Annotated in this window: 23 protein-coding genes; 7 read left to right on the top strand and 16 right to left on the bottom strand. The window is 72.1% G+C overall.

The window, feature by feature from the left end:
- Positions 1 to 101: 101 nt before the first annotated feature.
- From NMN56_RS09920 to infC, 5 genes are all read right to left on the bottom strand, one after another.
- Positions 102 to 1,262 carry a sensor histidine kinase gene (locus NMN56_RS09920; protein WP_274038811.1) on the bottom strand — a complete coding sequence of 387 codons (1,161 nt, stop codon included), beginning with the start codon at positions 1,260 to 1,262 and terminating at the stop codon, positions 102 to 104.
- A gap of 79 nt (positions 1,263 to 1,341) precedes the next feature.
- Entirely contained in the window at positions 1,342 to 2,142 is an 801-nt protein-coding gene (locus tag NMN56_RS09915) for a TrmH family RNA methyltransferase (protein ID WP_274038810.1), read from the bottom strand.
- A 173-nt stretch (positions 2,143 to 2,315) separates the two neighbouring features.
- A complete protein-coding gene (gene rplT, locus NMN56_RS09910; RefSeq protein WP_274038809.1) occupies positions 2,316 to 2,699 on the bottom strand; it encodes a 50S ribosomal protein L20 in 384 nt (127 codons plus the stop codon).
- A gap of 80 nt (positions 2,700 to 2,779) precedes the next feature.
- Positions 2,780 to 2,974, bottom strand: a complete 195-nt coding sequence (gene rpmI / locus NMN56_RS09905; protein ID WP_274038808.1) for a 50S ribosomal protein L35 — start codon at positions 2,972 to 2,974, stop codon at positions 2,780 to 2,782.
- 108 nt (positions 2,975 to 3,082) lie between these two features.
- Positions 3,083 to 3,709 (bottom strand): translation initiation factor IF-3, encoded by a 627-nt coding sequence (infC, locus tag NMN56_RS09900; RefSeq protein WP_274039349.1) that lies wholly within the window; start codon positions 3,707 to 3,709, stop codon positions 3,083 to 3,085.
- A gap of 347 nt (positions 3,710 to 4,056) precedes the next feature.
- On the opposite strand from infC, the gene NMN56_RS09895 reads away from it, so the two are divergent.
- Entirely contained in the window at positions 4,057 to 4,428 is a 372-nt protein-coding gene (locus NMN56_RS09895) for a DUF1844 domain-containing protein (protein WP_274038807.1), read from the top strand.
- Between the two features lie 133 nt (positions 4,429 to 4,561).
- On the opposite strand, the gene NMN56_RS09890 is transcribed toward NMN56_RS09895, so the two are convergent.
- Together NMN56_RS09890 and NMN56_RS09885 are read right to left on the bottom strand one after the other, a co-directional pair.
- A complete protein-coding gene (locus tag NMN56_RS09890) occupies positions 4,562 to 5,326 on the bottom strand; it encodes an MIP family channel protein (RefSeq protein ID WP_274038806.1) in 765 nt (254 codons plus the stop codon).
- 133 nt (positions 5,327 to 5,459) lie between these two features.
- The gene (locus tag NMN56_RS09885; protein ID WP_274038805.1) at positions 5,460 to 6,203 is read right to left on the bottom strand and encodes an SseB family protein; all 744 of its coding nucleotides are present in this window, start codon (positions 6,201 to 6,203) and stop codon (positions 5,460 to 5,462) included.
- A 57-nt stretch (positions 6,204 to 6,260) separates the two neighbouring features.
- On the opposite strand from NMN56_RS09885, the gene NMN56_RS09880 reads away from it, so the two are divergent.
- Entirely contained in the window at positions 6,261 to 7,121 is an 861-nt protein-coding gene (locus NMN56_RS09880) for a serine hydrolase (protein WP_274038804.1), read from the top strand.
- A 256-nt stretch (positions 7,122 to 7,377) separates the two neighbouring features.
- Here the strand turns inward: NMN56_RS09880 and mycP are convergent, their stop codons facing one another.
- Together mycP and NMN56_RS09870 are read right to left on the bottom strand one after the other, a co-directional pair.
- Positions 7,378 to 8,646, bottom strand: coding sequence for a type VII secretion-associated serine protease mycosin (gene mycP / locus NMN56_RS09875; protein WP_274038803.1), 1,269 nt, complete (start codon positions 8,644 to 8,646; stop codon positions 7,378 to 7,380).
- Positions 8,643 to 9,866, bottom strand: a complete 1,224-nt coding sequence (locus NMN56_RS09870) for a hypothetical protein (protein ID WP_280842581.1) — start codon at positions 9,864 to 9,866, stop codon at positions 8,643 to 8,645. The genes mycP and NMN56_RS09870 overlap by 4 nt, the downstream gene beginning before the upstream one ends.
- Before the next feature lie 593 nt (positions 9,867 to 10,459).
- On the opposite strand from NMN56_RS09870, the gene NMN56_RS09865 reads away from it, so the two are divergent.
- Positions 10,460 to 11,674, top strand: coding sequence for an amino acid deaminase/aldolase (locus NMN56_RS09865; RefSeq protein WP_274038801.1), 1,215 nt, complete (start codon positions 10,460 to 10,462; stop codon positions 11,672 to 11,674).
- Between the two features lie 172 nt (positions 11,675 to 11,846).
- Here NMN56_RS09865 and NMN56_RS09860 read toward each other — a convergent pair whose 3' ends face one another.
- From NMN56_RS09860 to NMN56_RS09840, 5 genes are all read right to left on the bottom strand, one after another.
- Complete coding sequence (locus tag NMN56_RS09860; protein WP_274039348.1) at positions 11,847 to 12,749, bottom strand: DUF2510 domain-containing protein; 903 nt, start codon at positions 12,747 to 12,749, stop codon at positions 11,847 to 11,849.
- Positions 12,750 to 12,804: 55 nt separating this feature from the next.
- Positions 12,805 to 14,100, bottom strand: a complete 1,296-nt coding sequence (locus NMN56_RS09855) for an HAD family hydrolase (RefSeq protein ID WP_274038800.1) — start codon at positions 14,098 to 14,100, stop codon at positions 12,805 to 12,807.
- 109 nt (positions 14,101 to 14,209) lie between these two features.
- A complete protein-coding gene (locus NMN56_RS09850; protein WP_274038799.1) occupies positions 14,210 to 15,001 on the bottom strand; it encodes a 3-oxoacyl-ACP reductase in 792 nt (263 codons plus the stop codon).
- Positions 14,998 to 16,353, bottom strand: coding sequence for an aldehyde dehydrogenase family protein (locus NMN56_RS09845; protein WP_274039347.1), 1,356 nt, complete (start codon positions 16,351 to 16,353; stop codon positions 14,998 to 15,000). Before NMN56_RS09845 ends, NMN56_RS09850 begins: the two co-directional genes overlap by 4 nt.
- Positions 16,354 to 16,499: 146 nt before the next feature.
- Entirely contained in the window at positions 16,500 to 17,867 is a 1,368-nt protein-coding gene (locus NMN56_RS09840) for a glutamine synthetase family protein (RefSeq protein WP_274038798.1), read from the bottom strand.
- A 106-nt stretch (positions 17,868 to 17,973) separates the two neighbouring features.
- Here NMN56_RS09840 and NMN56_RS09835 point away from each other — a divergent pair, with 106 nt between their 5' ends.
- From NMN56_RS09835 to NMN56_RS09825, 3 genes are all read left to right on the top strand, one after another.
- Positions 17,974 to 18,717 (top strand): FadR/GntR family transcriptional regulator, encoded by a 744-nt coding sequence (locus NMN56_RS09835; protein ID WP_274038797.1) that lies wholly within the window; start codon positions 17,974 to 17,976, stop codon positions 18,715 to 18,717.
- A 335-nt stretch (positions 18,718 to 19,052) separates the two neighbouring features.
- The gene (eat, locus tag NMN56_RS09830) at positions 19,053 to 20,519 is read left to right on the top strand and encodes an ethanolamine permease (protein ID WP_274038796.1); all 1,467 of its coding nucleotides are present in this window, start codon (positions 19,053 to 19,055) and stop codon (positions 20,517 to 20,519) included.
- A 47-nt stretch (positions 20,520 to 20,566) separates the two neighbouring features.
- Positions 20,567 to 21,304, top strand: coding sequence for a gamma-glutamyl-gamma-aminobutyrate hydrolase family protein (locus NMN56_RS09825; RefSeq protein WP_274038795.1), 738 nt, complete (start codon positions 20,567 to 20,569; stop codon positions 21,302 to 21,304).
- Here NMN56_RS09825 and NMN56_RS09820 read toward each other — a convergent pair.
- On the bottom strand, positions 21,274 to 22,218 hold the full coding sequence (locus NMN56_RS09820) for a LysR family transcriptional regulator (protein ID WP_274038794.1): 945 nt from the start codon (positions 22,216 to 22,218) through the stop codon (positions 21,274 to 21,276). The two genes, NMN56_RS09825 and NMN56_RS09820, sit on opposite strands and share 31 nt — an antisense overlap.
- 119 nt (positions 22,219 to 22,337) lie before the next feature.
- On the opposite strand from NMN56_RS09820, the gene NMN56_RS09815 reads away from it, so the two are divergent.
- Positions 22,338 to 23,426 (top strand): TDT family transporter, encoded by a 1,089-nt coding sequence (locus NMN56_RS09815; RefSeq protein WP_274038793.1) that lies wholly within the window; start codon positions 22,338 to 22,340, stop codon positions 23,424 to 23,426.
- Here the strand turns inward: NMN56_RS09815 and NMN56_RS09810 are convergent.
- Positions 23,392 to 24,117 (bottom strand): helical backbone metal receptor, encoded by a 726-nt coding sequence (locus NMN56_RS09810; protein ID WP_274038792.1) that lies wholly within the window; start codon positions 24,115 to 24,117, stop codon positions 23,392 to 23,394. The genes NMN56_RS09815 and NMN56_RS09810 overlap by 35 nt on opposite strands.
- Between the last annotated feature and the right edge of the window lie 34 nt (positions 24,118 to 24,151).

Below are 24,151 nucleotides of genomic sequence, written 5' to 3'. Positions count from 1 at the left end.
CTGCGTGCCAAAGGTCGAGTCTAAAGGGGCTCGCCTGGACGGTCGTAAGCGGATGTACACGAACAACTCTCGCTGTCCGGAGAAGCCCGTGGGCGCGGTCCTCAGGCCATGAAGGCCGGGGCGCTCACGGGCAGGATAAATCGGAAGCGTGCGCCACCCGCCGGCCCCCGGTCGACGGTGATGACGCCGCCGTGCGCCTCGACGATTCCCTTGACGATGTAGAGGCCGAGGCCCGTGCCGCCACGCCTGCTGCCACGCCAGAAGCGGGTGAACACGCGGCTCATGGACTCCTCCGGGATGCCTGGCCCCTCGTCGCTGACCGTGACGGCCGTTCCCGTCCCGCCTGGCTCGCGCGGGGACGAAGAAGGCTCGACCTCGATGGTGACAGTTCCCTCGCCGTGCCGCACCGCGTTTTCCAGGAGGTTGCCGAGCACCTGGTCGATCTTGTCGGGGTCGGCCCACAGGTCGGGCAGCCCGTCGGCGACGCGGGTCACGAAGCGTGAGGCGGGCTGCCCCGCGGCGAGATGCGCCTCGATGTGACGGTGCACGGCCGCCGGCATGTTCACAGGCTGACGGCGCACCTCCAGCCGCCCCGAGTCGATACGGGAGATGTCCAGCAGCTCCGCGATGAGCCGGGTGACACGGTTCGCGTCGGCGTCGACGGTCTCCAGCATCAGCCGCTTCTGGTCGTCGGTGAAGCGCTCCCACTTGGCCAGCAGCGTTGCGGTGAAGCCCTTGACGGAGGTGAGCGGTGAGCGCAGTTCGTGCGCGACGGTGGCGATCAGCTCGGCGTGGCCACGCTCGGTACGGCGCCTGGCCTCGGTGCCACGCAGAGTGACCACGACCCGGTTCACGGGCCCCCGGGGCCCCCGGCGTACGTAGCGCGCGGAGACGAGCACCTCGCGCCCGCCGGGGAGCAGCAGATTCCGTTCGGGGTGGCCGTTACGGATGGCCAGGCCGCCGTACGGGTCGGTGAGCTGCCACCAGCGGCAGCCGTCGAGGTCTTCGAGGGGCAGCGCGGCCTGGAGGGAGAGGCCGAGCGTTTCGGCGGGCTCGTATCCGGTGAGGCGGGCCGCTGCGGCGTTGAAGCACACGACGCGCCCCGCACAGTCGGCGACGACGAGCCCGTCAGGAAGATCGTCCGGGTCGAGCCCTTCGGGGCCGCCCACGAGCGGGGCCTGCCCCTGGGCAGGGAGCGGGGGTGCGGGAGCGTCACCGGGCACGGCCTCACACGTACGGCCGTCGCAAGCCCTCACGTCCATCCCCGTTCCGCCCCTCCTTCTGCGCTGTTGGTGCTCAGCGCCCCGGGCCGACACCCTACTAGCTCGGCGTGACCGCGCGTCACCCTCGGCGGGCGCGCTGGGCGCGCGCCGAGGCGTACAGGCACACGGCGGCGGCGGTCGCCAGGTTGAGGCTCTCCGCCCTGCCGTGGAGCGGCACCCGCACCACCTCGTCGGCCAGCGCACGGGTCTCCTCCGGCAGGCCCCACGCCTCGTTCCCGAAGACCCAGGCCGTGGGCACGCCCATGGCCCCGTCGTCCAGTTCCTGGTCGAGGTCGCGGCTGCCCGCGCCATCGGCTGCGAGCACACGCACCCCCGCCTCTGCCAGCCCACGCGCCGCCTCTTCGACGGGTACGCCGACGGCGACGGGCAGGTGGAAGAGCGAACCTGCCGACGCGCGTACGGCCTTGGGGTTGTAGATGTCGACGGAAGCGTCGGTGAGGACGACGGCGTCGGCGCCCGCTGCGTCGGCGCAGCGCAGCACGGTGCCCGCGTTACCGGGGTCGCGCACATTGGCGAGCACGGCGACCAGCAGGGGGCGGCCGGCGAGAATCTCCTGGAACGGCCGGTCCAGGAAGCGGCACAGCCCGACGACGCCTTGGGGTGTGACGGTGTCGGACATCTCGGCGACGACCTCCTCGGAGGCGGTCAGCACCGGAACGCGCGCCGCTTCGAGCAGATCCGCGTGCCGCTCGGCCGCCTCGGGCGTCACATACACCTCGACGAGATGGCCGAGCGCCTCCCGCACGGCCTGCGGGCCCTCGGCGAGGAACCGGCGTTCCTTGCCCCGGAAGCTCCGCTTCGCCAACTTGCGCGCCGCCACGACGCGGGGCGAGCGCAGGGAGGTCAACTCGGGTGCCATGGGAAGGGGTCGCTCTCTCTCCGCCCGTCGGGCCCGCCTACACCGCCCGGCGGGCCTCGCCTTTCAACTACGTGCCGTTCAACAAGAACTCGCCGCCGCGGCGAGAAACCACGACGGCGAGGGGTCCGGCGACATCGCCGGCACGTCGGCCAGAACGTTCGGCCGACTGCTGGTCACGCAGCCTTGGGCGCGTTGACGTCGCTCGGCAGGGCCTTCTGCGCAACCTCGACGAGCGCCGTGAAGGCGGCAGCGTCGTTGACCGCGAGGTCGGCGAGGATCTTGCGGTCGACCTCGATGGAGGCGGCCTTGAGGCCCTGGATGAAGCGGTTGTACGTGATGCCGTTGGCGCGGGCCGCGGCGTTGATCCGCTGGATCCACAGCTGCCGGAAGTCGCCCTTGCGCTTCTTACGGTCGTTGTAGTTGTAGACGTAGGAGTGGGTGACCTGCTCCTTCGCCTTGCGGTACAGGCGCGAACGCTGCCCGCGGTAGCCGCTGGCCTGCTCCAGGATCGCCCGGCGCTTCTTGTGGGCGTTGACTGCCCGCTTGACGCGTGCCACTTGATAACTCCTTGTACAGGGGCCTGGGCGGAGGTCCGCCGCTCAGACCCGGAACGAATGGGACCCGGTCGTGCGGGGTCTTACTTGCCGAGAAGCTTCTTGATCTTCTTGGCGTCGGCCGGGGCCACTTCGGTCTTACCGGCAAGGCGGCGCGTCAGCGTGGACGGCTTGTGTTCGAGAAGGTGGCGGCGACCGGCGCGCTGGCGCATCACCTTGCCCGTACCGGTGATCTTGAAGCGCTTGCGGGCACCACTGTGCGTCTTGTTCTTCGGCATGTCGCCGTTCTCTCCTCGTCGTGGCGCCTCCGTGCTGCCGGAGGGCGTACGGAAGCGCCAACTGGTTCGTGTAGGGGTTATGGCCGGGGCGGGTGCCCCGGGAGGGGCTCACGCCTCGGCAGGCTCCTGCTCCTCGGCGGGCTCCTCGGCAGAAGCGTTCTCCTGCTGGCGCCCCGCCTTGCGGGCGGCCTGCGCCTCGCGGGCCTCGGCCATGGCCTCGGTCTTCTTCTTGTGAGGACCGAGAACCATGATCATGTTTCGGCCGTCCTGCTTCGGGTTGGACTCCACGAAGCCCAGGTCGGCGACATCGTCCGCGAGCCGCTGAAGCAGTCGGAAGCCCAGCTCGGGGCGGGACTGCTCACGACCGCGGAACATGATCGTGATCTTGACCTTGTCACCCTGCTTGAGGAACCGGACGACGTGACCCTTCTTGGTGTCATAGTCGTGCGGATCGATCTTCGGCCGGAGCTTCATCTCCTTGATGACCGTGTGCGCCTGGTTCTTGCGCGCCTCACGGGCCTTCATGGCCGACTCGTATTTGAACTTTCCGTAGTCCATGAGCTTGCACACGGGCGGACGGGCGGTCGCCGCCACCTCGACGAGGTCGAGGTCGTACTCCTGCGCAAGCTCCAGGGCCTTGGCAAGCGGCACAATGCCGACCTGCTCGCCACTGGGACCGACGAGTCGCACCTCGGGGACACGAATCCGGTCGTTGATGCGGGGCTCGGCGCTGATGGGGCCTCCTCGGGTACACCGCGTGGCGGTCTGGGTGACGGCCGCGCATGAGTCTGTATACGTGTGACCACCGCACCGAGACGCAAAAACGCCCCGGACAGGACGCAGGCGGGGCTCCTCACAGACCGGGAGCACCGCCACGGGTCACCGCGGGGCGCAGCCTGACCATTGACCCGCGGCTTGGACAGCCGCCAGGTGGGAGATCGGAGCCTCCACTTGCGGGCTGGAGTCCGTCTCGGAGGACAGTCTTCAGCCGGTCGTTTTCCAAGCATACCAGGGCTCGCACGGGCTGTTCCCTCTGTGCCCGCACGCCCGTGCGGGAATGCGGGGGGCTTAGGCTGACCCGTATGAGCGACGCCGCAGCCGCCGGATCCTCCGGCCAGAGTCCTGACTTCGACAGCATGACCCGCGACATCGCGGATGTGCCTGCTGTCGAGGTGATCACCACCGTTGCGGTGCACCTGATGAGTTCCGCCGCCGTCAACCTCGGGCTCTCCGAGGAAGGCGAGCAGCACAAGGACCTGGACGAGGCCCGCAAGCTGATCCAGGCCCTGGCCGGCCTGATCACCGCGAGCGCCACCGAGATCGGCACGTACCACGCCGCTCCCCTCCGTGACGGCCTCAAGTCCCTCCAACTCGCCTTCCGCGAAGCCTCCACCGTCCCGGACGAGCCCGGCCAGGGCCCCGGCGAGAAGTACACGGGACCCGTGTACGGCTGAGTCCTCCGCCTCATCCCCGGCTGAGTCCTCTGCCTCACCCCCGCGCGACGGACGGAGTCCGGCGCAGCCGCACGAAGCCCGAGAGGGCCGAACGGTGCGAGCGCGGCAAGGCAGGGCTGAGCCTTCTGGGGTGTCAGCCGACGTCTGGTTCCTTGGCGGGCTGGGTGTTGGGCTGGGGGTGGGTGATCGAGTGGACCACGGCGGCCAGGGCGCCTCCTACGAGGGGGGCCACGATGAACATCCACAGCTGGGTGAGCGCGGCGCCGCCGGCGAAGATGGCGGGGCCGATGCTGCGCGCCGGGTTCACGGACGTACCGGTGACCGGGATGCCGATCAGGTGGATCGTGGCGAGCGCGATACCGATGGGCAGCCCGTCGAAGCCGACGACGGCCACCTTGTGGGTCACCGCGAGCACCACGTAGACCAGCAGGAACGTCAGGACGAGTTCGGCGATGAACGCGCCGGCCGCGTTGATGTGCAGCGCGGAGCGGTCGCCGAAGCCGTTGCTGCCGAAGGTCTCGCTGGTCTGGAGTCCCGGCACCTGTTTGGCGACGAGGAAGAGCAGCGCCGCGCCCGCGATACCGCCCACGATCTGCGCGATCCAGTACTTGACCGCCATCTCCAGATCGATGCGCCGGGCGAGGAGCATGCCGAGCGTCACGGCCGGGTTCACGTGGGCGCCCGAGATCGGGCCGATCGAGTACGCGAGGGCCAGCAGCGTGAAGCCGAAGGCCAGTGCGATGCCCAGGGTGCCGATGTACTCCCCCGCCAGCACGGCGGCGCCGACGGCGAAGAAGACCAGCAGCAGTGTTCCCAGGAACTCGGCGGCGAGCGGCTGGGGCTTGTCCTCCAGGGACCTCAGCTGAGCTGAGTCCGGCTGGAACTGCTTGACCTGCATGTCGACCTCCCGTAGGGGTCGTAGAAGGCTCCCGGAGGGTGATCTCCTCCGCACTTCCTGAGTGTCCGACGCGCGGGACGACCCCGCATGTCGGGCGGGGTGCCGGGCACGTTCCTCGCAGGTCGGGTGCGGTTCAGCGGCGGTAAAGGGCCCGCTCCGGCAGGGCGCTGCCCGGCGGGAGGAGTGCGAGGTCCAGTCCGCCGACGAGCCGGGAGCGCAGCGCTTCGTCCCCGGCGAGCGCCCCGGCGAGGCGTTGGGCCGCTTCGGTGACGTCGGCCTCGGGGGCGAGGGCCAGCGCGAGGGTGCCGTCGGAGCCCTCGCCGCCGGGTGTGAGGTGGGCGCCGAGTACGGCGGGCTCGGCTGCGAGGAGGGCGCGCAGTGCCCCGGTCACGGTGGGGTCGGCCAGCGGCCTCGGGTCCGTACGGCCCTCGGCTGCCGCGTAGAGCGCGCTGCCGCTCAGCTCGTAGGTCACGGGTCCCGCGATGTCGAGGACGAGCGCGTTGGCCTGTTCGTGTACGAGGGCCTGGAGTGCCTGGGGCAGTCCGACGGCGACCGGACGGGCCTCCGGGCGCCATTCCGCGAGGGCCCCGGTGGAGCTGAAGGCGGGCAGCGCACGGCGGTCGCCGGGTGCGTTGAGGGTGGGAACGGCCATCTCGCTGGTCTTGTCGCGGCGCAGCCCGTTCTCGCCGGTCTCGGACTCGGTGAGGACGGCCACCATGGGCACGAGCAGCCGGGCGCCGGCGAGCGCTTCGAGGACGCGCGCTTCGGTGGAGTGCGAGGGGCCGGCGTGCCAGGCCGCGAGTGCCTGGGCGAGTGCGGGGTCCGCCGTGCCGTCGTCACCGGCGAACGCCGATTCGGGGATGTTCTTGAGCGCCACGGACCGAGGGTATCCCGCGCTGTTCCGCGGCCCTGGGCGAGGGCCTAGCGTCGGGGCATGGCCGGTGGGACGAGCGTGGTGGACGGGGACAGCTGGGGGAGCTGGTCCCCCATGGTGGACGGGACGCCCGATGCGGGGCTGGGCGCTGCGCTCGCCCCGGTGGAGCGTGACGGGGAGGGGCGACTGGCCGTCGCCGCACGGGAGTTGGGGCACGGGCATGCCGTGTGGTGGGGCGGAGGGCTGTTCGTCGCCGCGAGCGTGATGAAGGTGAACATCCTCGCGGCGCTGCTCCTCCGGGCCCGTACGGAGGGGCTGGCGGTGACCTGTGAGGAGCGTGCGCTGGCCGCGGCGATGATCGAGCGCAGCGACAACGAAGCGGCCAACGCGCTGTGGACGGCGATCGGGGGCGCCCCCGGGCTCGCCGCGGCCAATCTGCGCCTGGGCCCCCGCCGCACGGACCCGGACCGCACCGGCCGTTGGGGGCTGAGCCGCACCACGGCGGCCGACCAGCTCGCGCTGCTGGGCGCTGTGCACGGCGAGGGCTCACCGCTCGCGCCCCAAGCGCGGGCTTACATGAGGGAGTTGATGGGCCGGGTGGTCGAGACGCAGCGGTGGGGGATCTCGGCGGCGGGGGACGGTACGGCGGCGGCTGAGCTGAAGAACGGGTGGCTGCCGCGTACGGCGACGGGGCTCTGGGCGATCAACAGCGTCGGCCGGGTGCGGGCCTGCGGGCGCACGTACCTGCTGGCCGTGCTCTCCGACGGGCACTCCACCCGGGCGCGCGGCATCGAAACGGTGGAGGAGGCGGCACGCGCCGCGGTACGGGTACTCCGCTCGGGCCCCCGTGGGGCTGCCGGTTCTGTGGAGCCAGGGTGCCCGGCGGGAGCGGGGCTCGGCGGTCTCGGCGGGCTCGCCTGAGGGCCTCGGCCTCGGGGGAGAGCCACCTGAGGCCCGCGGGCCCTGGGACTCCGGACTCGGACTCGGGCTCGGGACTCCGGCTCCGACTCGGTGTTTCGGGCTCTGGACCGGGACTCGGGCTCTGGACTCGGACTCCCGGGTTCCACCGGACACGGGGCTCCGGGGACAGCGGGGCGCGGGGGCTCTCGTCGGCGGGGCCCGGGGAACCGGAGGCGCTCAGAAGGCGGTGTGGCGGGTACTTGCGGAGGGGACGGGGTCAGGGGCCCGTGTCCGGGGTGAACGGTGGGGTGGGGTCCGGTTCCTGGGCTCGGTCGCGGTGTCTCCTGCCGGTCGGCAGTGCGCGTAGCGACCGCAGGCCGCGGGGGGTGAAGCCGCGCCAGACGGCGAGGGCAGCGGCGATCAGCAGGGCGCCGACGACGGCGGCGACGGCGGCGAACCAGCCGGGGCTGCCGCCGTCCGTCGCGGGTCCTGCGCCGAAGTACTGCTGGTGGTAGTCGCCCGGAGTGGGCCGCTGCTTGCGGGCCTTGACGTGCGTGCCCATCTCGATGGCGGCTGCCGGGTCCACGACGCCGGTGCCGACCGCGTCACTGCGCCCGCCCTCCGGGGTGTTCCTGGCGGTGTCCGCGATCAGCTCCTTGATCTGCGAGGGGCTCAGGTCGGGGTGCGCGGCGCGGACGAGCGCGACGGCGCCGGAGACGAAGGCGGCGGCGGCGCTGGTGCCCCAGCCCTCGTAGTAGGTGCGGTCGGGGTCCGCGATGACGATGTCCTTGCCGGGCGCTGCGACGGTCGCGTACCAGCGGCGGGTGGAGAAGGCGGCGCGTGCGTCGTAGCGGTCGACGGCCGCGACCGCGATCACGCCCGGATAGGCGGCGGGATAGGAGACGTGGTCGCCCTTCTCGCCGCCGTTGCCCGCGGAGGCGACGACGACCGAGCCCTTGCCGAGCGCGTAGCGGACGGCGGCGTCCTCGCCTGCTTCCGGGTGAGCGGAGTTGCTGTCGTCGCCGAGGGACAGGTTGATGACGTCGGCGCCCTGGTCGGCGGCCCAGCGGATGCCGTCTGCCAGGGCGCTGCCGCGCTCGTCACGGGCCTTCTTGCGCTGCGGGTCGGTGTCCTCCAGCAGAACCCGTACGGGGAGGATCCGCGCCTCGGGTGCCACGCCGAGCACGCCGTCGCTGCCGCTCTCACCGTGGCCGTGACCTGCGATGATCCCGGCCATGGCAGTGCCGTGCCTGGCCCAGGCGCGGTCGCCCTTGGTGGCGCCCATGCGCACGAGGTCCTTGCCTTCGCCGACGTTCCTGCGCAGGTCGGGGTGGCTCGCGTCGACGCCGGTGTCCAGTACGGCGACGGTGACGCCCTTGCCCTTGGTGGTCTTCCAGGCGGCCTTGGCCTCCAGGGCCTTGAGCCCCCACTCCTGCGCCTGGACGCCCTCGCCCTGGGCGTGCGCCGTGCCGGCTGTGACGGGTGCGAGCGCGAGGAGGGCCGACAGCAGGACGGCCAGCGAACGGGGTGCGGTACGCGGTTTCACCGGCTGTCCTCCCGGCCCGGCTTCTTCCCGGGGTCCCCGGAGTCCGTCGAGCCCTCGCGCAGTCCGCGTTCGACGCGGTCGGCGATGCCCTGTGCGTCGTTGCCGAGCCCGGCCTGCGCGGGCGCCGAGGTCTCACCCTTGCGGGTCGCGTCGGCGGCCGACTGGGGATCGCTGACGACCCGTCCGTCGGCGAAGCCGGTGACGGAGTAGACGACGACGGGAGCGTCGGACAGCACATGCACGGTCCAGCTCGCACGCTGCGCGTCGCCGAAGTCGGCCGCGACGGTGCCGCGTGCGGCGTACGGGCGGGGCATCAGGTCGGTCCGTTCGGTGAGGTTCTCGGCGGCGAACCGCTTGCGCAGGTCGCGCATCGCTTCCTGGTCCGCCTTGGTGAACAGCAGTCCGACGGTGGTGACGCTGCTGGTCGTCTCGTCGGCGTAGGTGGCGCGTACCAGGCGGGAACAGCCGACCGGCGAGAGTGCCTTGGTGAGCAGCGGGTCGAAGGCGTGCGCACAGCCGCTGTCGGGCGCGACGGCCACCCGCGTCCAGCGGCGGTCGGCCGCTCCCGGCCCGGCGCCCTTGCCGGTGAGATGGCGGGGGAACAGCTTGTCGACCGGCACGTCGCGCCAGGCCGTACGGGCCTCGTCGAACCCCCGGCCGGCGGCGGGGCGTTCACCCGAGTCGCCGGTCAGCCAGGCACCCGCGCCCGCACCGCCGAGCAGCCCCACACCGAGGACGAGACAGGCAGCCGCTGCGACCGTACGCGCGCTGAGCTGGGCGCGTCCCGACGGCGGTGCGACGGGCGGCGGCACGGCGCGCTGCACGGGCACGTTCGGATCGCGGGACGTGCCGGGCGTGGCCACGGGCGAGGGAGGCGCCGGTGGCGGGCCCAGTGGCGGTGCGGGGCGCGAGAGGGGGTGCGGCGGCCGTATGGAGTCGGCGGGGTACGACTGCTGTACGGGCTCCAACACGGCCGCGTCGTCCGCCGGTTCGGGGCCGTCCGGCTCGGGGCTCTGCTCGGGGCTCTCGTGGGTTTCCGGACGCGCGGACTTCTCGGAGGGCGCGGACTTCTCCGGGCGCGCGGGACTCTGGGTGCCGTCCTCCGCCTGTTCCTCCCGTCGGCGCTCCGGGCGTACCGGTCCTGGGGGGCGTGCGGGGAGCCGGGGGGCTGTCAGGGGTTCGCCCGTCGGCGGTGCGGGCTGCGGCGGCAGGGTCGGCACCGGGGGATGCGAGGGGCGGGAGGGACGCGAGGGGTCGCGGGGGGCGGGGACCGGCGCCTGCCGGGTGTCCTCCGCTTCCCTGGAATGTCGCATGTGTGTGCTGGACTCGTCTTCCGGGGTCGGCTCCGCCTCCGGCTCGGGACCGGATGCGCCGTCGCCGTCGTGCTGTTCGGCCGTGGGGGGCGGGGACGCGGGCCACGGGGGAACGCTCGGGCGCGGAGGGACGGCGGGATGGGGAGGAGCGGTGGGGCGGGGAGGAGCGGCGGGAACGGGCGGCCGGCCTGGCGGTGTGCTGGGGGGAACGCGAACGCCGGTGCGGTCGGCGTCAGTGCTCATGTGCACCCCCTCCCGCGCGGTGCCACCCCGCACGAATGCCTTTCGGGGCAGGCCGGTTTCGGACAGCACGCCGCGTGCCATCCCGTCACGGCGTGCTGCGTCACTCTACGGTGCGCACGGGGAGGGACGGCAACCCGGCCGAGGTGCCGGGACGCGCCGCTGCGCCCCGCACGCGGGGCCCGTGTGCGTCCCGTTCGGTGCCCGCGCGCGGCCTCTTGGGGCTGTGCCGGAACGCGCGGCTCTGGCAAGCTGCGAGGGTGTTCGATACGACTGCCGATCTCGCCGCTGACCGCGCACGATATGACCGTGCGACCGCCCACCTGGACGCGCCTCTCGCCCTGGTCGACCTGGAGGCGTTCGACGCCAACGCGGCCGACGTACTGCGCCGCGCGCGCGGCAAGCCCGTACGCGTCGCGAGCAAGTCGGTGCGCTGCCGCGCCCTGTTGGACCGGGTGCTGGCCATGGACGGCTTCAGCGGAGTCATGAGCTACACGCTCGCCGAGTCGCTGTGGCTGGCCCGTTCCGGGGTGCGGGACGTGTTGCTGGCCTACCCGTCGGCCGACCGCGCCTGCTACGCCGAGCTGGCCTCCGACCCCAAGCTGGCGGGCGCCGTGACCGTCATGGTCGACGACCCCGCGCAGCTCGCGCTGATCGACGCTGCACGGGACGGCGGGAGCGAGGAGATCCGGGTCTGCCTCGAACTGGACACCTCACTGCGGCTGTTGGGCGGGCGCGTACGTATCGGAGCGCACCGTTCGCCCCTGCACTCCCCCGCCGACCTCGCGGAGCTGGCGCGTGCCGTGCGGCGGCGCCCCGGCTTCCGGCTGGTGGGCGTGATGGCGTACGAGGCCCATGTGGCGGGCGTGGGGGACGCGGTGCCGGGTGCCGCGCTGCGTTCGCGTGGGATACGGCTGATGCAGGCGGCTGCCAGGCGCGAGTTGGCGGCGCGGCGCGGCGCGGCCGTACGTGCCGTGCGCGCTGTCGAGCCCGACCTGGAGTTCGTGAACGGGGGCGGCACCGGAAGCGTGCAGCACACGGCGGCCGAGGAGGCCGTCACGGAGATCGCCGCGGGCTCGGGCCTCTATCTGCCGCGCCTGTTCGACAACTACACGTCCTTCACGGGCCGTCCAGCGGCGCTGTTCGCGCAGCCGGTGGTACGCAGGCCCGGGGTCGGTTTCGTCACGGTGCTGGGCGGCGGCTATCCCGCCTCGGGCGCTGCGGGCGAGGACCGGCTGCCGCAGCCGTACCTGCCGGCGGGCCTGCGCTACGACCCGCTGGAGGGGCCGGGCGAGGTGCAGACGCCGCTGCGGGGGCAGCCTGCCGACGACCTGCTCATCGGGGACAAGGTGTGGTTCCGGCACGCCAAGTCCGGTGAGCTGTGCGAGCGTTTCGACCGGCTCCACCTGGTCGAGGGCGGACAGGTGAAGGAGACGGTGCCGACGTACAGGGGCGAGGGCATGACCTTCCTGTGAGGGCACGGCCCGGGTGCCACCGTGCGCACGCGGCCCGCTGCCCCGCGCGCACGCACAGCTCGACTCCCCATCGGACCGGACCGCGCCTCGGACCGGCTCCGGGCCACAGACCGATCGACTCCGGGCCCCCGGACCGGCCCCGTGTCCCGGACCGGCTCCGGACCCCCTTGTCTCAGACCGACTCGCCGTCGCTGCCCGTTCCGCCCTCGCCCAGCTCGGTCTTGACCATGCCCTCGCGCATGTCGTCCAGGTCGGAGGTGGGAGGCGCCCCTTCGGCCACGTCGACGCTGCTCCAGAGGGTCAGTATCTCCTCAGGGAGGTGGGGTGAGCGGAAGACGACGCTCTCCACGTACGCGTCCGGGCCCACCTTGTTGTTGATGCGCCAGCGGATGCGGTAGCCGGGCCGGCCGGCGACGGTGACCTTGCCGGATTCGGTCACCTTGTGGGAGGTGATGCCGCCGTACGCCTTCTTGTCGTACGACTGCTTGGCGTTCTTGGCCACCTGGAGTTCCGTGGCCTCCTTGAGTTCCGCCTCGCCTTCCCAGCCGCTGGAGACCGGCAGCAGGTTGGCGCCACCGCGCACGCAGCGTACGGACTGCGGCTTGGGGCACGCGTACTCCTTCTCGCTGCTGATGAACGGCGAGTCCGGGCGGGGCTGTTCCCAGCCCTCGGGCACGGGGACACCGACGCCGAGTTCAGGGCTGGGGACGACCTCGCCGTCCTGGGACGGCGGCTCGGACGGCGTTCCGTCGTCCTGCCCGCCCGGGGCGTCCTCGGGCGCCGGCTGGCTGGACTTGGACCCGGCCTCCGGCTTGTCGTTCCCCGAGTCGTCGCCCGGAGCGAGGAAGAGCACCGCGGCGACGACGACAGCGGCGATGAGCACGACCCCTCCCACGATGCCCGCGATGAGGGGCCCGCGCCCCGCGCCGCCGCCCGGTGGGGACGACGGCATCGGGGGCACGCCCACGGCGGGTCGGGTGTGCCCGGTCCATGTGCTGCCGTCCCACCAGCGTTCCTGGGGCGGGAGTTGGGGCATCTGCCCGGGATCGGGATACCAGCCGGGAGGGGTCGTCATGGTCACGGTCGCACCCTATGGCAACACGTGTACGACATGCAGCGGGGTCGGTGCGTCAGGCTCCGTACGCGGTGTCCCGCTGGTCGGGGATGACCGACCCGTCGTCGCGGCGCACGGGCCCCAGGGTGCCGTCGGGGCGTGTGAAGCCCTCGGTCGCGCAGGGGTAGGGCTCGCTCTTGCGGGGCAGCGGCTCGATGAACATCGGGTTCACGGCCCAGCGTCCGTCCGCGTCGTCGTAGCCACGGCACATGATCTCGGGCTTGTTGCGGTTGAGCACGAGGTGGGTGCCGGTGGCGTCGCCCACGAAGGTCACATCGGTGTCGGCGTCACCGCCGCCGATCGCGATCCGGTGCGAAGGTGCCTGCTTCTGCCACGCCTTGGCACCCTTGATGCCGAAGATCTCCTGATTGATGACGCAGCGCTTGCCGTCGATGTACGGGATCGCCTCTCCCTTGCCGGCGGGGACGTCGCCGCAGCCCTCCATGGAGGTGGTGATCCTGCCGTGCTTGAGGACGCTGCGGATGGCGACGGTGTGCCGCCGGTCGATATTGACACCCTTGGCCCACTCCTCGGCGACCGGCTCCGAGCCTGCCGAGACGATGTAGACGTTGAACCCGGCCTTCTGGAGCGTACGGACCAGGTCCTTCTGCTGCTCGTAGTAGCGGCTGTAGGCGGGGACGGTGTGCGTGCCGACCTTCTGTTCGGCGCCCACCGGGGCCGCCAGCGCCTCGTCGCGGGCGGCACGCGCGTACGCGCGCAGTTCGGACACCGTGTGACCGGCGAAGAGCTGCGGCACCCAGGCGTACTCGGGGACCGTGCGGCGGTGGTTCCAGTCCCCCGCGAACGCCTTCTCGCCGCTCATCGTCTCCGCCTCGCCGCGCACCTGGAGGATCTCGTCGGCGCACGCGGCGTTGGTGGAGGTGGGCAGGGGCTCACCGGCCGGCACCTCTGTCCCGCATGCCTCGGTGAGCGCGCGGTCGGCCGCGGGGGTGAGCCACTCGCTGGTGGCCGCCCAGCTCTTGGGACGCAGGACCTTGTCGTGCCGCAGCGCCCAGGCGATCGTGGCGTCGGTCGAGTCGTTCTTGACGATGGTGTTGTCCCAGTCGAAGGCGGCGACCGGGCGGTGCTTGCCGCCTCGCCAGCCCGGCGAGCACGTGCCGCGTTCGTCGATGGTGCGCTGGAGCTTGGCGCGGTTGTCCGCGTGCCAGGGCAGTTCCTTCGAGAGCTGCGGGCACCCATGGCCGTGGCCGGGGTGCTGGTGCTGCGGGCCGGCCTGGGCGGGGGCCGCCGTGAGGGTGGCGGCGAGCGCCGCCGCCATGGTGAGGCCGGTCAGGACGGATCTACTGCGCATGTGGCACCCCTCCTGGGATTGTCGACGTTGACCGTGTGCACGCTACATCGACAATCACAGGAATCATCCGGCGCCCCGCCCCGCTGACGTGTCGGGGCTACGCCCGGGGCTACAGCGGTGTCACGTACGCGCCCGCGATGCCGCCGTCGACGAGGAATTCCGCCGCGTTCACGAACGACGCGTCGTCGCTCGCGAGGAAGGCCACGGCCGCGGCGATCTCCTCGGGCTCGGCGAAACGGCCCACCGGCACATGGACGAGCCGCCGCTCAGCGCGCTCGGGGTCCTTGGCGAACAGTTCCTTGAGCAGGGGCGTGTTCACGGGCCCCGGACACAGCGCGTTGACCCTGATGCCCTCGCGCGCGAACTGCACGCCCAGTTCGCGCGACATGGCGAGCACCCCGCCCTTGGAAGCGGTGTAGCTGATCTGGGATGTCGCGGCTCCCATGACGGCGACGAACGAGGCGGTGTTGATGATGGAGCCGCGCCCCTGCTCGCGCATGTAGGGCAGCGCCGCCTTGCAGCACAGGTAGACGGAGGTGAGGTTGACCTGCTGGACGCGCTGCCAGGCGTCGAGCCCCGTCTCCAGGATGGAGTCGTCGTCGGGCGGCGAGATGCCCGCGTTGTTGAAGGCGATGTCCACGGAGCCGTATGTCTCGTGCGTGGTGCGGAAGAGCGCCTCGACCTGATCGGGGTCGGTGACGTCGGTCGCGAGGTAGAGGCCGCCGGTCTCCTCGGCCGCTGCCTTGCCGCGCACGCTGTCCACGTCGGCGCAGATCACGTGCGCGCCTTCGGAGGCGAGCCTGCGCGCCGTGGCGAGGCCGATGCCGCTGCCCGCTCCTGTGATGACGGCCGTACGGCCGACGAGGCGGCGGCAGACGGGGGCGTTCTCGGTGTCCGTCACTGGCTCTCCTCCGTGCTGATGAAGACGTTCTTGGTCTCGGTGAAGGCGGCGAGCGCTCCGGGGCCCAGCTCACGGCCGAGCCCGGACTGCTTGTAGCCGCCGAACGGGGTCGAATAGCGCACGCTGCTGTGCGAGTTGACCGAGAGGTTCCCGGCCGCGACGGCACGCGAGACACGCAGCGCGCGGGCTCCGTCGCGGGTCCACAGGGAGCCGGAGAGGCCGTATTCGGTGTCGTTGGCGAGGCGTACGGCGTCGGCCTCGTCCTCGAAGGGAGCGATGACGGCGACGGGCCCGAACACCTCCTCGACGGCGGCCCGCTCCCCCGGCGCCGCCTCCAGCACGGTCGCCGGGTACCAGAACCCGGGGCCTTCGGGCGCCCGGCCCCTGATGAGCGCCGGCGCGTCCTCGGGAACGTAGGAGCGGACGCGGGCACGCTGGCGTGCCGAGGCGAGGGGGCCCATGGCGGTGGCCTCGTCGGCCGGGTCACCGACGGTGAAGGCGTGCACGGCGGGCTCCAGCAGCGCGAGGAACCGGTCGTAGACGCTCCGCTGTACGAGGATGCGGCTGCGGGCGCAGCAGTCCTGGCCCGTGTTGTCCAGGAACGAGCCTGGGGCGGCTGCGGCAGCGCGTTCCAGGTCGGCGTCGGCGAAGACGATGTTGGGGCTCTTGCCGCCGAGTTCGAGGGTCACGGGCTTCACGGAGGCGGCGCAGCGGGCCATGATCTGTTTGCCGACGGCGGTGGACCCCGTGAAGACGACCTTGGCCACACCGGGGTGTTCGACCAGCGCCGTGCCCGTGACGGGCCCCTCGCCGGGCAGCACCTGGAAGAGCCCCTCGGGCAGCCCGGCCTCCAGGCCGAGTTCGGCCAGCCTCAGCGCGGTCAGCGGCGTGGTCTCGGCGGGCTTGAGGAGCACGGCGTTGCCCGCTGCCAGCGCGGGGGCCGTGCCCCAGGCGGCGACGGGCATGGGGAAGTTCCAGGGCGCGATGACCGCGACGACGCCCAGCGGTTCGGCGAAGGTGAGGTTGACGCCACCGGCGACGGGGATCTGGCTGCCGGTGAGCCGTTCGACTCCGCCGGCGGAGTAGTCGAGCAGGTCGCGTACGTTGCCCGCCTCCCAGCGCGCGTTGCCGAGCGGGTGGCCCGCCTCGGCGACCTCCAGCACGGCGAGTTCCTCGCTGTGCGCGTCGACGACGGCGGCGAAGCGGCGCAGCGTCCTGGCACGGTCGGCGGGGGCGAGCGCGGCCCACGCGGTCTGCGCCGCCGTGGCCCGTACGACGGCGGCGTGCACCTCGCCGGGTGTGGTCGCGGGAACCTTGGCGACCAGTTCCTCGGTCGCGGGGTTGACGACCAGGTGCTCGTCCGGCTGAGCGTGCTGCGCCGGTTGCTGCTGCTGTTGCTGTTGCTCTTGCGGCTGCACTTGCTTCTGCTGCCGCTGTCGCTCTTGCTCTTCGTTCAACTGCTCTTCGTTCGGCTGCTGTTCGGTCAACGGAATGTGCCTCACATGCGTTCGAAGGAGCGGAACCGCTCCCAGTCCGTCACGGCCGCGTCGAAGGCGTTCTGCTCCACGGTGGCCATGTTGAGGTAGTGGTCCACCACCTCGGTACCGAAGGCGTCGCGCGCGAGTGCGCTCGCACCCCACAGCTCCGCCGCCTCCCGCAGGGTGAAGGGGACGTGTGCGGCGTCGCCCGTGTACGCGTTGCCTGTGCAGGGTTCGGGCAGCTCCAACTCGTTGTCGATGCCGTGGAGTCCCGCGGCGATCATTCCGGCTACGGCGAGGTACGGGTTCACGTCGCCGCCCGGTACGCGGTTCTCCAGCCGGTGCCCCCTGCCGCGGCCGATGACGCGCAGCGCGCAGGTGCGGTTGTCGGGGCCCCAGGCGACGGCCGTGGGTGCGAAGGAGCCGGGCTGAAAGCGCTTGTAGGAGTTGATGTTGGGCGCGTAGAGCAGTGTGAACTCCCGCATGGCGGCGAGCTGTCCGGCCAGGAAGTGCCGCATCAGCGGCGACATGCCGTACGGGCCCGCCTCGTCGGCCAGGACGGGGTGGCCCGCCGCGTCGCGCAGCGAGAGGTGGATGTGGCAGGAGTTGCCCTCGCGCTCGTCGTACTTCGCCATGAAGGTGAGCGCCTGGCCCTCCTGTGCCGCGATCTCCTTGGCCCCGGTCTTGTAGAGGGAGTGCTGGTCGCAGGTGGTGAGCGCGTCGTCGTAGCGGAAGGCGATCTCGTGCTGCCCGAGGTTGCACTCGCCCTTGGCCGACTCGACGGTCATGCCGGCGCCGGCCATCTCGTTGCGGATACGGCGCAGCAGGGGCTCGACGCGTCCGGTGCCGAGGATGGAGTAGTCGACGTTGTACTGGTTGACCGGTGTCAGGGAGCGGTAGGCGCCGTTCCATGCCTGCTCGTAGGTGTCCTGGAAGACCATGAACTCCAGCTCGGTGCCCACGTGGGCGCTCCAGCCGCGTTCGGCGAGGCGGTCGAGCTGGCGCCGGAGGATCTGGCGGGGCGAGGCGGCGACCGGTGAGCCGTCGAGCCAGGCGAGGTCGGCGGTGAGCATGGCTGAGCCCGGGTTCCAGGGCAGGCGGCGCAGGGTGGCGGTGTCGCCGTGCAGCGCGAAGTCCCCGTATCCGCGCTCCCATGAGGCCATCTCGTATCCGTCGACCGTGTTGAGGTCGACATCGACGGCGAGGAGGTAGTTGCACCCCTCGGCGCCGTGGTCGAGGACGTCGGAGAGGAAGAAGGGTGCGGCGAACCGCTTTCCCTGGAGGCGTCCTTGCATGTCCGTGAAGGCGAGGACGACGGTGTCGATCTCCCCGGCCTCGACAAGTCTGCGCAGCTCGCTGACGGCGAGCGGGGGCGTGCGGTCTGCCACGAGTGGGCCTCCTGTAGGTCCGCCGGAAGCCATAAGGTAGTCACCAAGACCTTTGAAACGGAAGGCCATGCGACCGGAAGGCCAGGGAGAGGGAAGGGGGCGGCCCATGCGGGAGGGCCGAGCGGGCGAAGCCGCCGGCGACGACAGGCTCGCCACGGTGCTGCGTACGGTACGCGCGGGCAACGGCTTCGAGGAGGCACTGGAACAGATACTCCAGATCGTGCGCCTCGGCCTGGTCGCCGAGGGCGAACGGCTGCCCGCCGAGCGGGATTTGGCTGAGCGCCTGGGCATCAGCAGGGTCACCCTGCGCGAGGTGCTGAGGGTGCTGGCCGAGCAGGGCATCGTGGAGAGCAGGCGCGGACGGTACGGCGGCACGTTCGTCCGCGCGCACCACGGGCCCACGGACGACGGGGAACGGCTGCGCGTCCAGGCCGCGTCCCTCGACCTGGACGACACGCTGCGCTTCCGCGAGGTCCTGGAGGCGGGCGCCGCCGAACTCTGCGCCGCGCGCGGCCTGTCGGACGGCGAGGCCGGGCGGCTGCGCGCGGCACTGGACGCCACGCATGAGGCCGCGCTGCACGGCTACCGCAGGCACGACACGCTCTTCCACCTCACGCTCGTGGAACTGGCGGGGTCTCCGTCGCTGACCGCGCAGTACGCCGCCGTACGCGCCACGCTCAACGAACTGCTCAACCGTATTCCGCTGCTCGTACGGAACCTGGAGCACGCGCAGCGGCAGCACGGCGCGATGGTGGTCGCCGTGCTGGACGGGGACGGTGAGGCGGCGCGCGCCATCGCGCGCGAGCACTGTGCGGGTACGGCTGCGCTGTTGCGCGGGTTCCTCGCGTAGGGGTGCCTCTCCGGGAGAGGGCACCCGTTTTCCGGCTGCCCCGTGCGCCGTCGGACTTCTGCCCTTGCCCCTCGTCGGGGCTTCTGTGCGTGCCCCTGCCTGTGCGTTGCCGACTGCGGGCGCGTCGTGGCCGGTCGCGCAGTTCCCCGCGCCCCTTCGGGGCACCCCCCTCGTCGCTGGTCGCGCCCACGCGGCGGAGCCGCACATGACACAGCCCCGCGCCCCTTCGGGGCACCCCCGGAGTAACACTTCGTGCACGCAAGGGGGTTGCGCCGTGCGGTGCGGCACCGCAAAGGTATGTGGCCACACCAATGGCCGAGAGGCAGGAGTGGCGCATGTCCGTGGAGAAAGATGCCCCGCCCGGTTTCCCGCACGGGACGCACAGTGCGCCCGAGGAGGAGTACCTCCAGCGCCGCTCCCTCAAGCGCGGCTCGGCGGGCTGGCTGCTGCTCACCGGGCTCGGCGTCGCCTACGTCGTCTCGGGCGACTACGCCGGGTGGAACTTCGGCCTCGCGGAGGGCGGCTTCGGAGGGCTCGCCATCGCCACCGTGCTCATGGGCACGATGTACGCCTGCCTGGTCTTCTCCCTCGCCGAACTGGCCTCGATCCTCCCGACCGCCGGTGGCGGCTACGGCTTCGCGCGGCGTGCGCTCGGCACCTGGGGCGGCTTCCTGACCGGTACGGCCATCCTCATCGAGTACATCCTGGCGCCCGCCGCGATCTCCGTCTTCATCGGCGGATACGTCGAATCCCTCGGCCTGTTCGGGCTGGAGTCGGGCTGGCCCGTCTACCTCGCCTGCTTCATCGTCTTCATCTCCATCCACCTGTGGGGCGTCGGCGAGGCCCTGCGCTTCAGCTTCGTCGTCACCGGGATCGCTGTCGCCGCGCTGCTGGTCTTCGCCATCGGTGCGCTCACCCATTTCGATGCCGGTTCCCTCAACGACGTCGCCGTCAAGTCCTCGGCGCTCGGCTCCAGTTCATGGCTGCCGCTCGGGCTGCTGGGGATCTGGGCCGCCTTCCCGTTCGGCATGTGGTTCTTCCTCGGCGTCGAGGGCGTGCCGCTCGCCGCAGAGGAGACCAGGGACCCCGCACGCACCCTGCCAAGGGCCATGGGCCTCGCGATCGGCATCCTGGTGCTGCTCGCCCTGCTCACGCTGCTCCCCGCAGCCGGCGCCGCCGGGTCGGACGCGATCAAGGATGCGGACAACCCGCTGGTCGCCGCGTTGGAGGCCGCGACGGGCGGCGATCCGACGACGCTCAGCCGCATCGTCAACTACGCGGGGCTCGCCGGGCTCGTGGCGTCCTTCTTCTCCCTCATCTACGCGGGCTCCCGCCAGCTCTTCGCCCTCTCCCGCGCCGGATACCTCCCGCGATTCCTCTCCCTGACCAGCAGCCGCAAGGCGCCCTATCTCGGGCTCGTCGTGCCCGGCGCGATCGGCTTCGGCCTCGCGGCTGCCACGGGTGACGGGGCACGCATGCTGAACATCGCCGTCTTCGGTGCCTCCGTCTCCTACGTGCTGATGTCCCTCTCCCACCTCGTCCTGCGCCGCCGCGAGCCCGATCTGCCCCGCCCGTACCGCACTCCGGGAGGCGTCGTCACCTCCTCCGTGGCGTTCGTGCTCGCCTGTGCGGCGGTGGTCGCGACGTTCCTCGTCGACCCCAAGGCGGCCGGTATCGCACTCGTGCTCTACGTCGTCGCGGTCGCCTACTTCACCTTCTACAGTCGGCATCACCTCGTCGCCGCCGCGCCCGAGGAGGAGTTCGCGGCCCTGGCCGAGGCGGAGGCGGAACTACGGGACTGAGCACGTGTGCTCAGTCCCGGGAGAAACCGCACCAGCATGGAGGACACATGGCACCCCCGCTGATCGGCATCAGCACCTATCTCGAACCCGGGGCGCGCTGGGGCGACTGGCGCCTGCCGGCCGCGCTCCTGCCCGCCGGCTACCACCGCATGGCTCAGCGCTCGGGCGCCCGCGCCGTGCTCCTCCCCCCTGACGAGGACCCCACGGCGGCGGCCGACACCGTCGCACGCCTCGACGCGCTCGTCACAGCGGGCGGCCCCGATGTCGATCCGGCACGCTACGGAGCGCCCAGGGCGCCCGAGACGGGACCCGCCCATCCCGAACGGGACGCGTGGGAGCTGGCCCTCACCCGCGAGGCCCTGCGGCAGCGCACTCCCCTGCTGTGCGTCTGCCGGGGCATGCAGGTGCTGAACGTCGCCCTCGGCGGCACCCTCGTCCAGCACCTGCCCGGCACGGCGGCACATCGCGGCGCACCCGGCGTCTTCAGCACGCACACGGTCGAGCCCGTCGCCGGTACGAGGCTCGCGCGGGTGCTGCCGGAAGCGGTGAGCGTGCCGACGTACCACCACCAGGCCGTCGACAGGATCGGCGAGGGCCTGGTGGCGAGCGCGCACGCCGAGGACGGCACCGTCGAGGCGCTCGAACTCCCGGACCAGGACAGCTTCGTACTGGCCGTGCAGTGGCACCCCGAAGCAGGCGACGACCCGCGCCTGATGGAGGCCCTCACGGCCGAGGCGAAGGCGAGAGGAAGCGCTCAGCGTGACCGGGTGAGCGACAGGAGCTGACGCGCTGGCCCCGTCGGCCGCGAGCCGCGCGGCCATACGGCACGCAGCGCACGGCTCAGCGCAGGCCCCTCGACCGGCACCTCCACCAGTCGGCGCCCCGACAGCTCCTCTCCCACGGCCAGTTCGCTCAGCACGGCGGGACCAGCGCCGCTGACGGCCGCCGCCTTGACGGCGGTGGTGGAGGCGAGTTCGAGCAGCGGCGGCGCCAGACCGCCGTGGCCTGCGAGCGCCGAGTCGAGCACCTGCCGGGTGCCGGAGCCCGGCTCGCGCAACACCAGCCGGGTGGCGGCCAGTTCGGCCAGTCCGACCGGCTCGCGCCGCCGCGTCCACGGGTGCCCTGACGCCACGACGACCAGCAGCCTGTCGTGCGCGATGACCGTACCGTCGAGCCCCGCGGGTACGCCCAGGCCCTCGACGAAACCGACGTCCGCCTCGCCGTCGAGCAGGACGCGTGCCACGGCGGCGCTGTTCCCCGCGCGCAGCGAGACGGCCGTGTCGGGGAGCTGCGTGCGCAGCGCGATCAGCCAGCCGGGCAGCAGATACTCCGCGATGGTCATGCTGGCGGCGACGCTGAGCCGCGAGTCACGGCGGTCACGCAGCGCGCCGACGCCCGCCTCGAACGCCTCGGCCGACTCCACGATGCGCCTGGCCCAGTCGGTCACCAGGGTTCCGGACGCCGTCAGCCGCGAGCCGCGCGGTGAGCGCTCCAGCAGTGTGATGCCCAGCTGGCGTTCCATGGAGCGGATACGGCCGCTGGCCGCCGGCTGGCTCACGCCCGTCTCGCGTGCCGCGCGCCCCAGGCTGCCCAGCCGGGCGACGGCGAGCAGCAGCTCCAGCGCGCCCAGGTCGGGCACACGGTGCGCGAGCCCGGGCGGATGCCCCCCGCCCGCACGCCCGTCACCGCCCTCACGCATCGGATTCCCTGATGGCCGCGCCTGCCGACTGCCTCTCCCGCTGAGTCATAGGACCAGGTTATGCCCTCATAGGGACAGGGTCCCTGGTGGGAGGGTCGGTGCGGGCGGAGCGTGGTCCCATGACCGTTTCCGCGCACGCCGTCCCCGAAGCACCCCCCGCCGAACCCGTCCCCCAGCCCCTCGCCCCGGCCAGGCTGCGCGCCCTGGGCCCGAACTGGTACGCGGCCGTGATGGGCACCGCGATCATCGGGAACGCCGGAGCCGCACTGCCCGTACACGTTCCGCGCGCCCCGCTCGTGGCCGTGTGGACGCTGTCGGCCGTGATGCTCGCCGTCCTGCTCGTGGCGCGCACGGGCCACTGGACGCGCCACACGGACCAGGCACGCGCACACCTGCTGGACCCGGCCGTCGCGCCGTTCTACGGCTGCCTGTCGATGGCCATGCTCGCCGTCGGCGCGGGTGCGCTGGCCCTCCAGGTTCCCGGTGGCCTCGGCATCGACATCGTGCTGTGGTCGGCCGGCACCCTCGTCGGCCTGCTGGCCGCCATCGCCGTGCCCTATCTGATGGTCACCCGGCACACCATCGAACCGGGCACAGCGACCCCCGTATGGCTGCTGCCCATCGTCGCGCCCATGGTCTCGGCGGCGGTCGGCCCGCCCCTCGCGGCCCACATGCCCGACGGCCAGGCCCGCTCGGCGCTGCTGCTGGGCTGTTTCGCCATGTTCGGCGCGAGCCTTCTGATGACGCTGGTGATCCTGCCCGTCGTCTTCTCCCGGCTCGCCCACCACGGCCCGCTGCCCCTCATGCTGACGCCGACCCTCTTCCTCGTGCTCGGCCCGCTGGGCCAGTCCACCACCGCGCTGGGAAACCTCGCCGACGCCGCACCCGGCACCTTCTCCGCGCTGGCCGTGCTCTACGGAGTCCCGGTGATCGGGTTCGCCCTCCTGTGGCTCGGGCTCTCCGTCGCCATGGTCGTACGCGCCACCCGGCAGGGCATGGGCTTCGGCATGACGTGGTGGGCCTTCACCTTCCCCGTCGGCACCTGCGTGACCGGCGCCGCCTCCCTGGCGAAGCACACCGGACTCGACGCGCTCACCTGGCTGTCGGTCGCGCTCTACGCCGGGCTCATCCTCGCCTGGGCCGCAGCCGCCGTACGCACGGCCGGCGGGCTCTTCAGCGGAGCGCTGCTCGGAGCGCCGCGCCGATGACCTCCGGGGCCTCGCTCAGCGAAGGCCCGTACCACGTGAGATGGCGCCCGCTGACGAGCGCGGCCGGCATGCCGGGGAACGTCTCGGGCCCGTCGTCAGCCGCGAACGCGTACGGCTCGTCCGGCAGCACCACCACATCGGCGCTCCCCTCGGCCGCCAACTCCCCGATGGGCACACGCGGATAGCGTTCGGCGTGCGCGGCGTACACGTTGCGCACGCCGAGGTGTGCCAGCAGGGCTCCCGCGAACGTGTCCCTCCCCAGCACCATCCAGGGCCTGCGCCACACCGGCACCACGGCCCGTACGTCGAACTCGGCCCGCGCCTCGCGCCACGCGGTCTCCGCCTCGTCCAGCCACCCGGGCCTGCGCACCCCGCACCCCTGCGTCAGCACCCGTTCCAACTCCGTGAACGACTGCTCGATGCCCCGCACTTCGGTCACCATCACCCGCAGCCCCGCAGCGCGCAGCGCCTCCAGGTCCTGCGGCCTGTTCTCCTCCTCGTTGGCCACCACGAGATCCGGAGCCAGCCCGGCGATCCGCTCCACGTCCGGGTTCTTCGTGCCCCGTACCCGTACGACGTCCAGGTCCCCGGGATACGTGCACCAGTCGGTCGCGCCCACCAGCAACCCGGGTGCGGTGACCGCGATGGCCTCCGTGAGCGAGGGCACGAGCGAAACAACGGTCGAGGTCATACGGGCACGATACGCACCGCCCTGGCACGCCCGA

Source organism: Streptomyces iconiensis, from assembly GCF_028657195.3.
Lineage (GTDB): Bacteria > Actinomycetota > Actinomycetes > Streptomycetales > Streptomycetaceae > Streptomyces > Streptomyces iconiensis.
The sequence above is the reverse complement of the archived record's forward strand: the minus strand, read 5'-3'. Positions and strand labels throughout refer to the sequence as shown.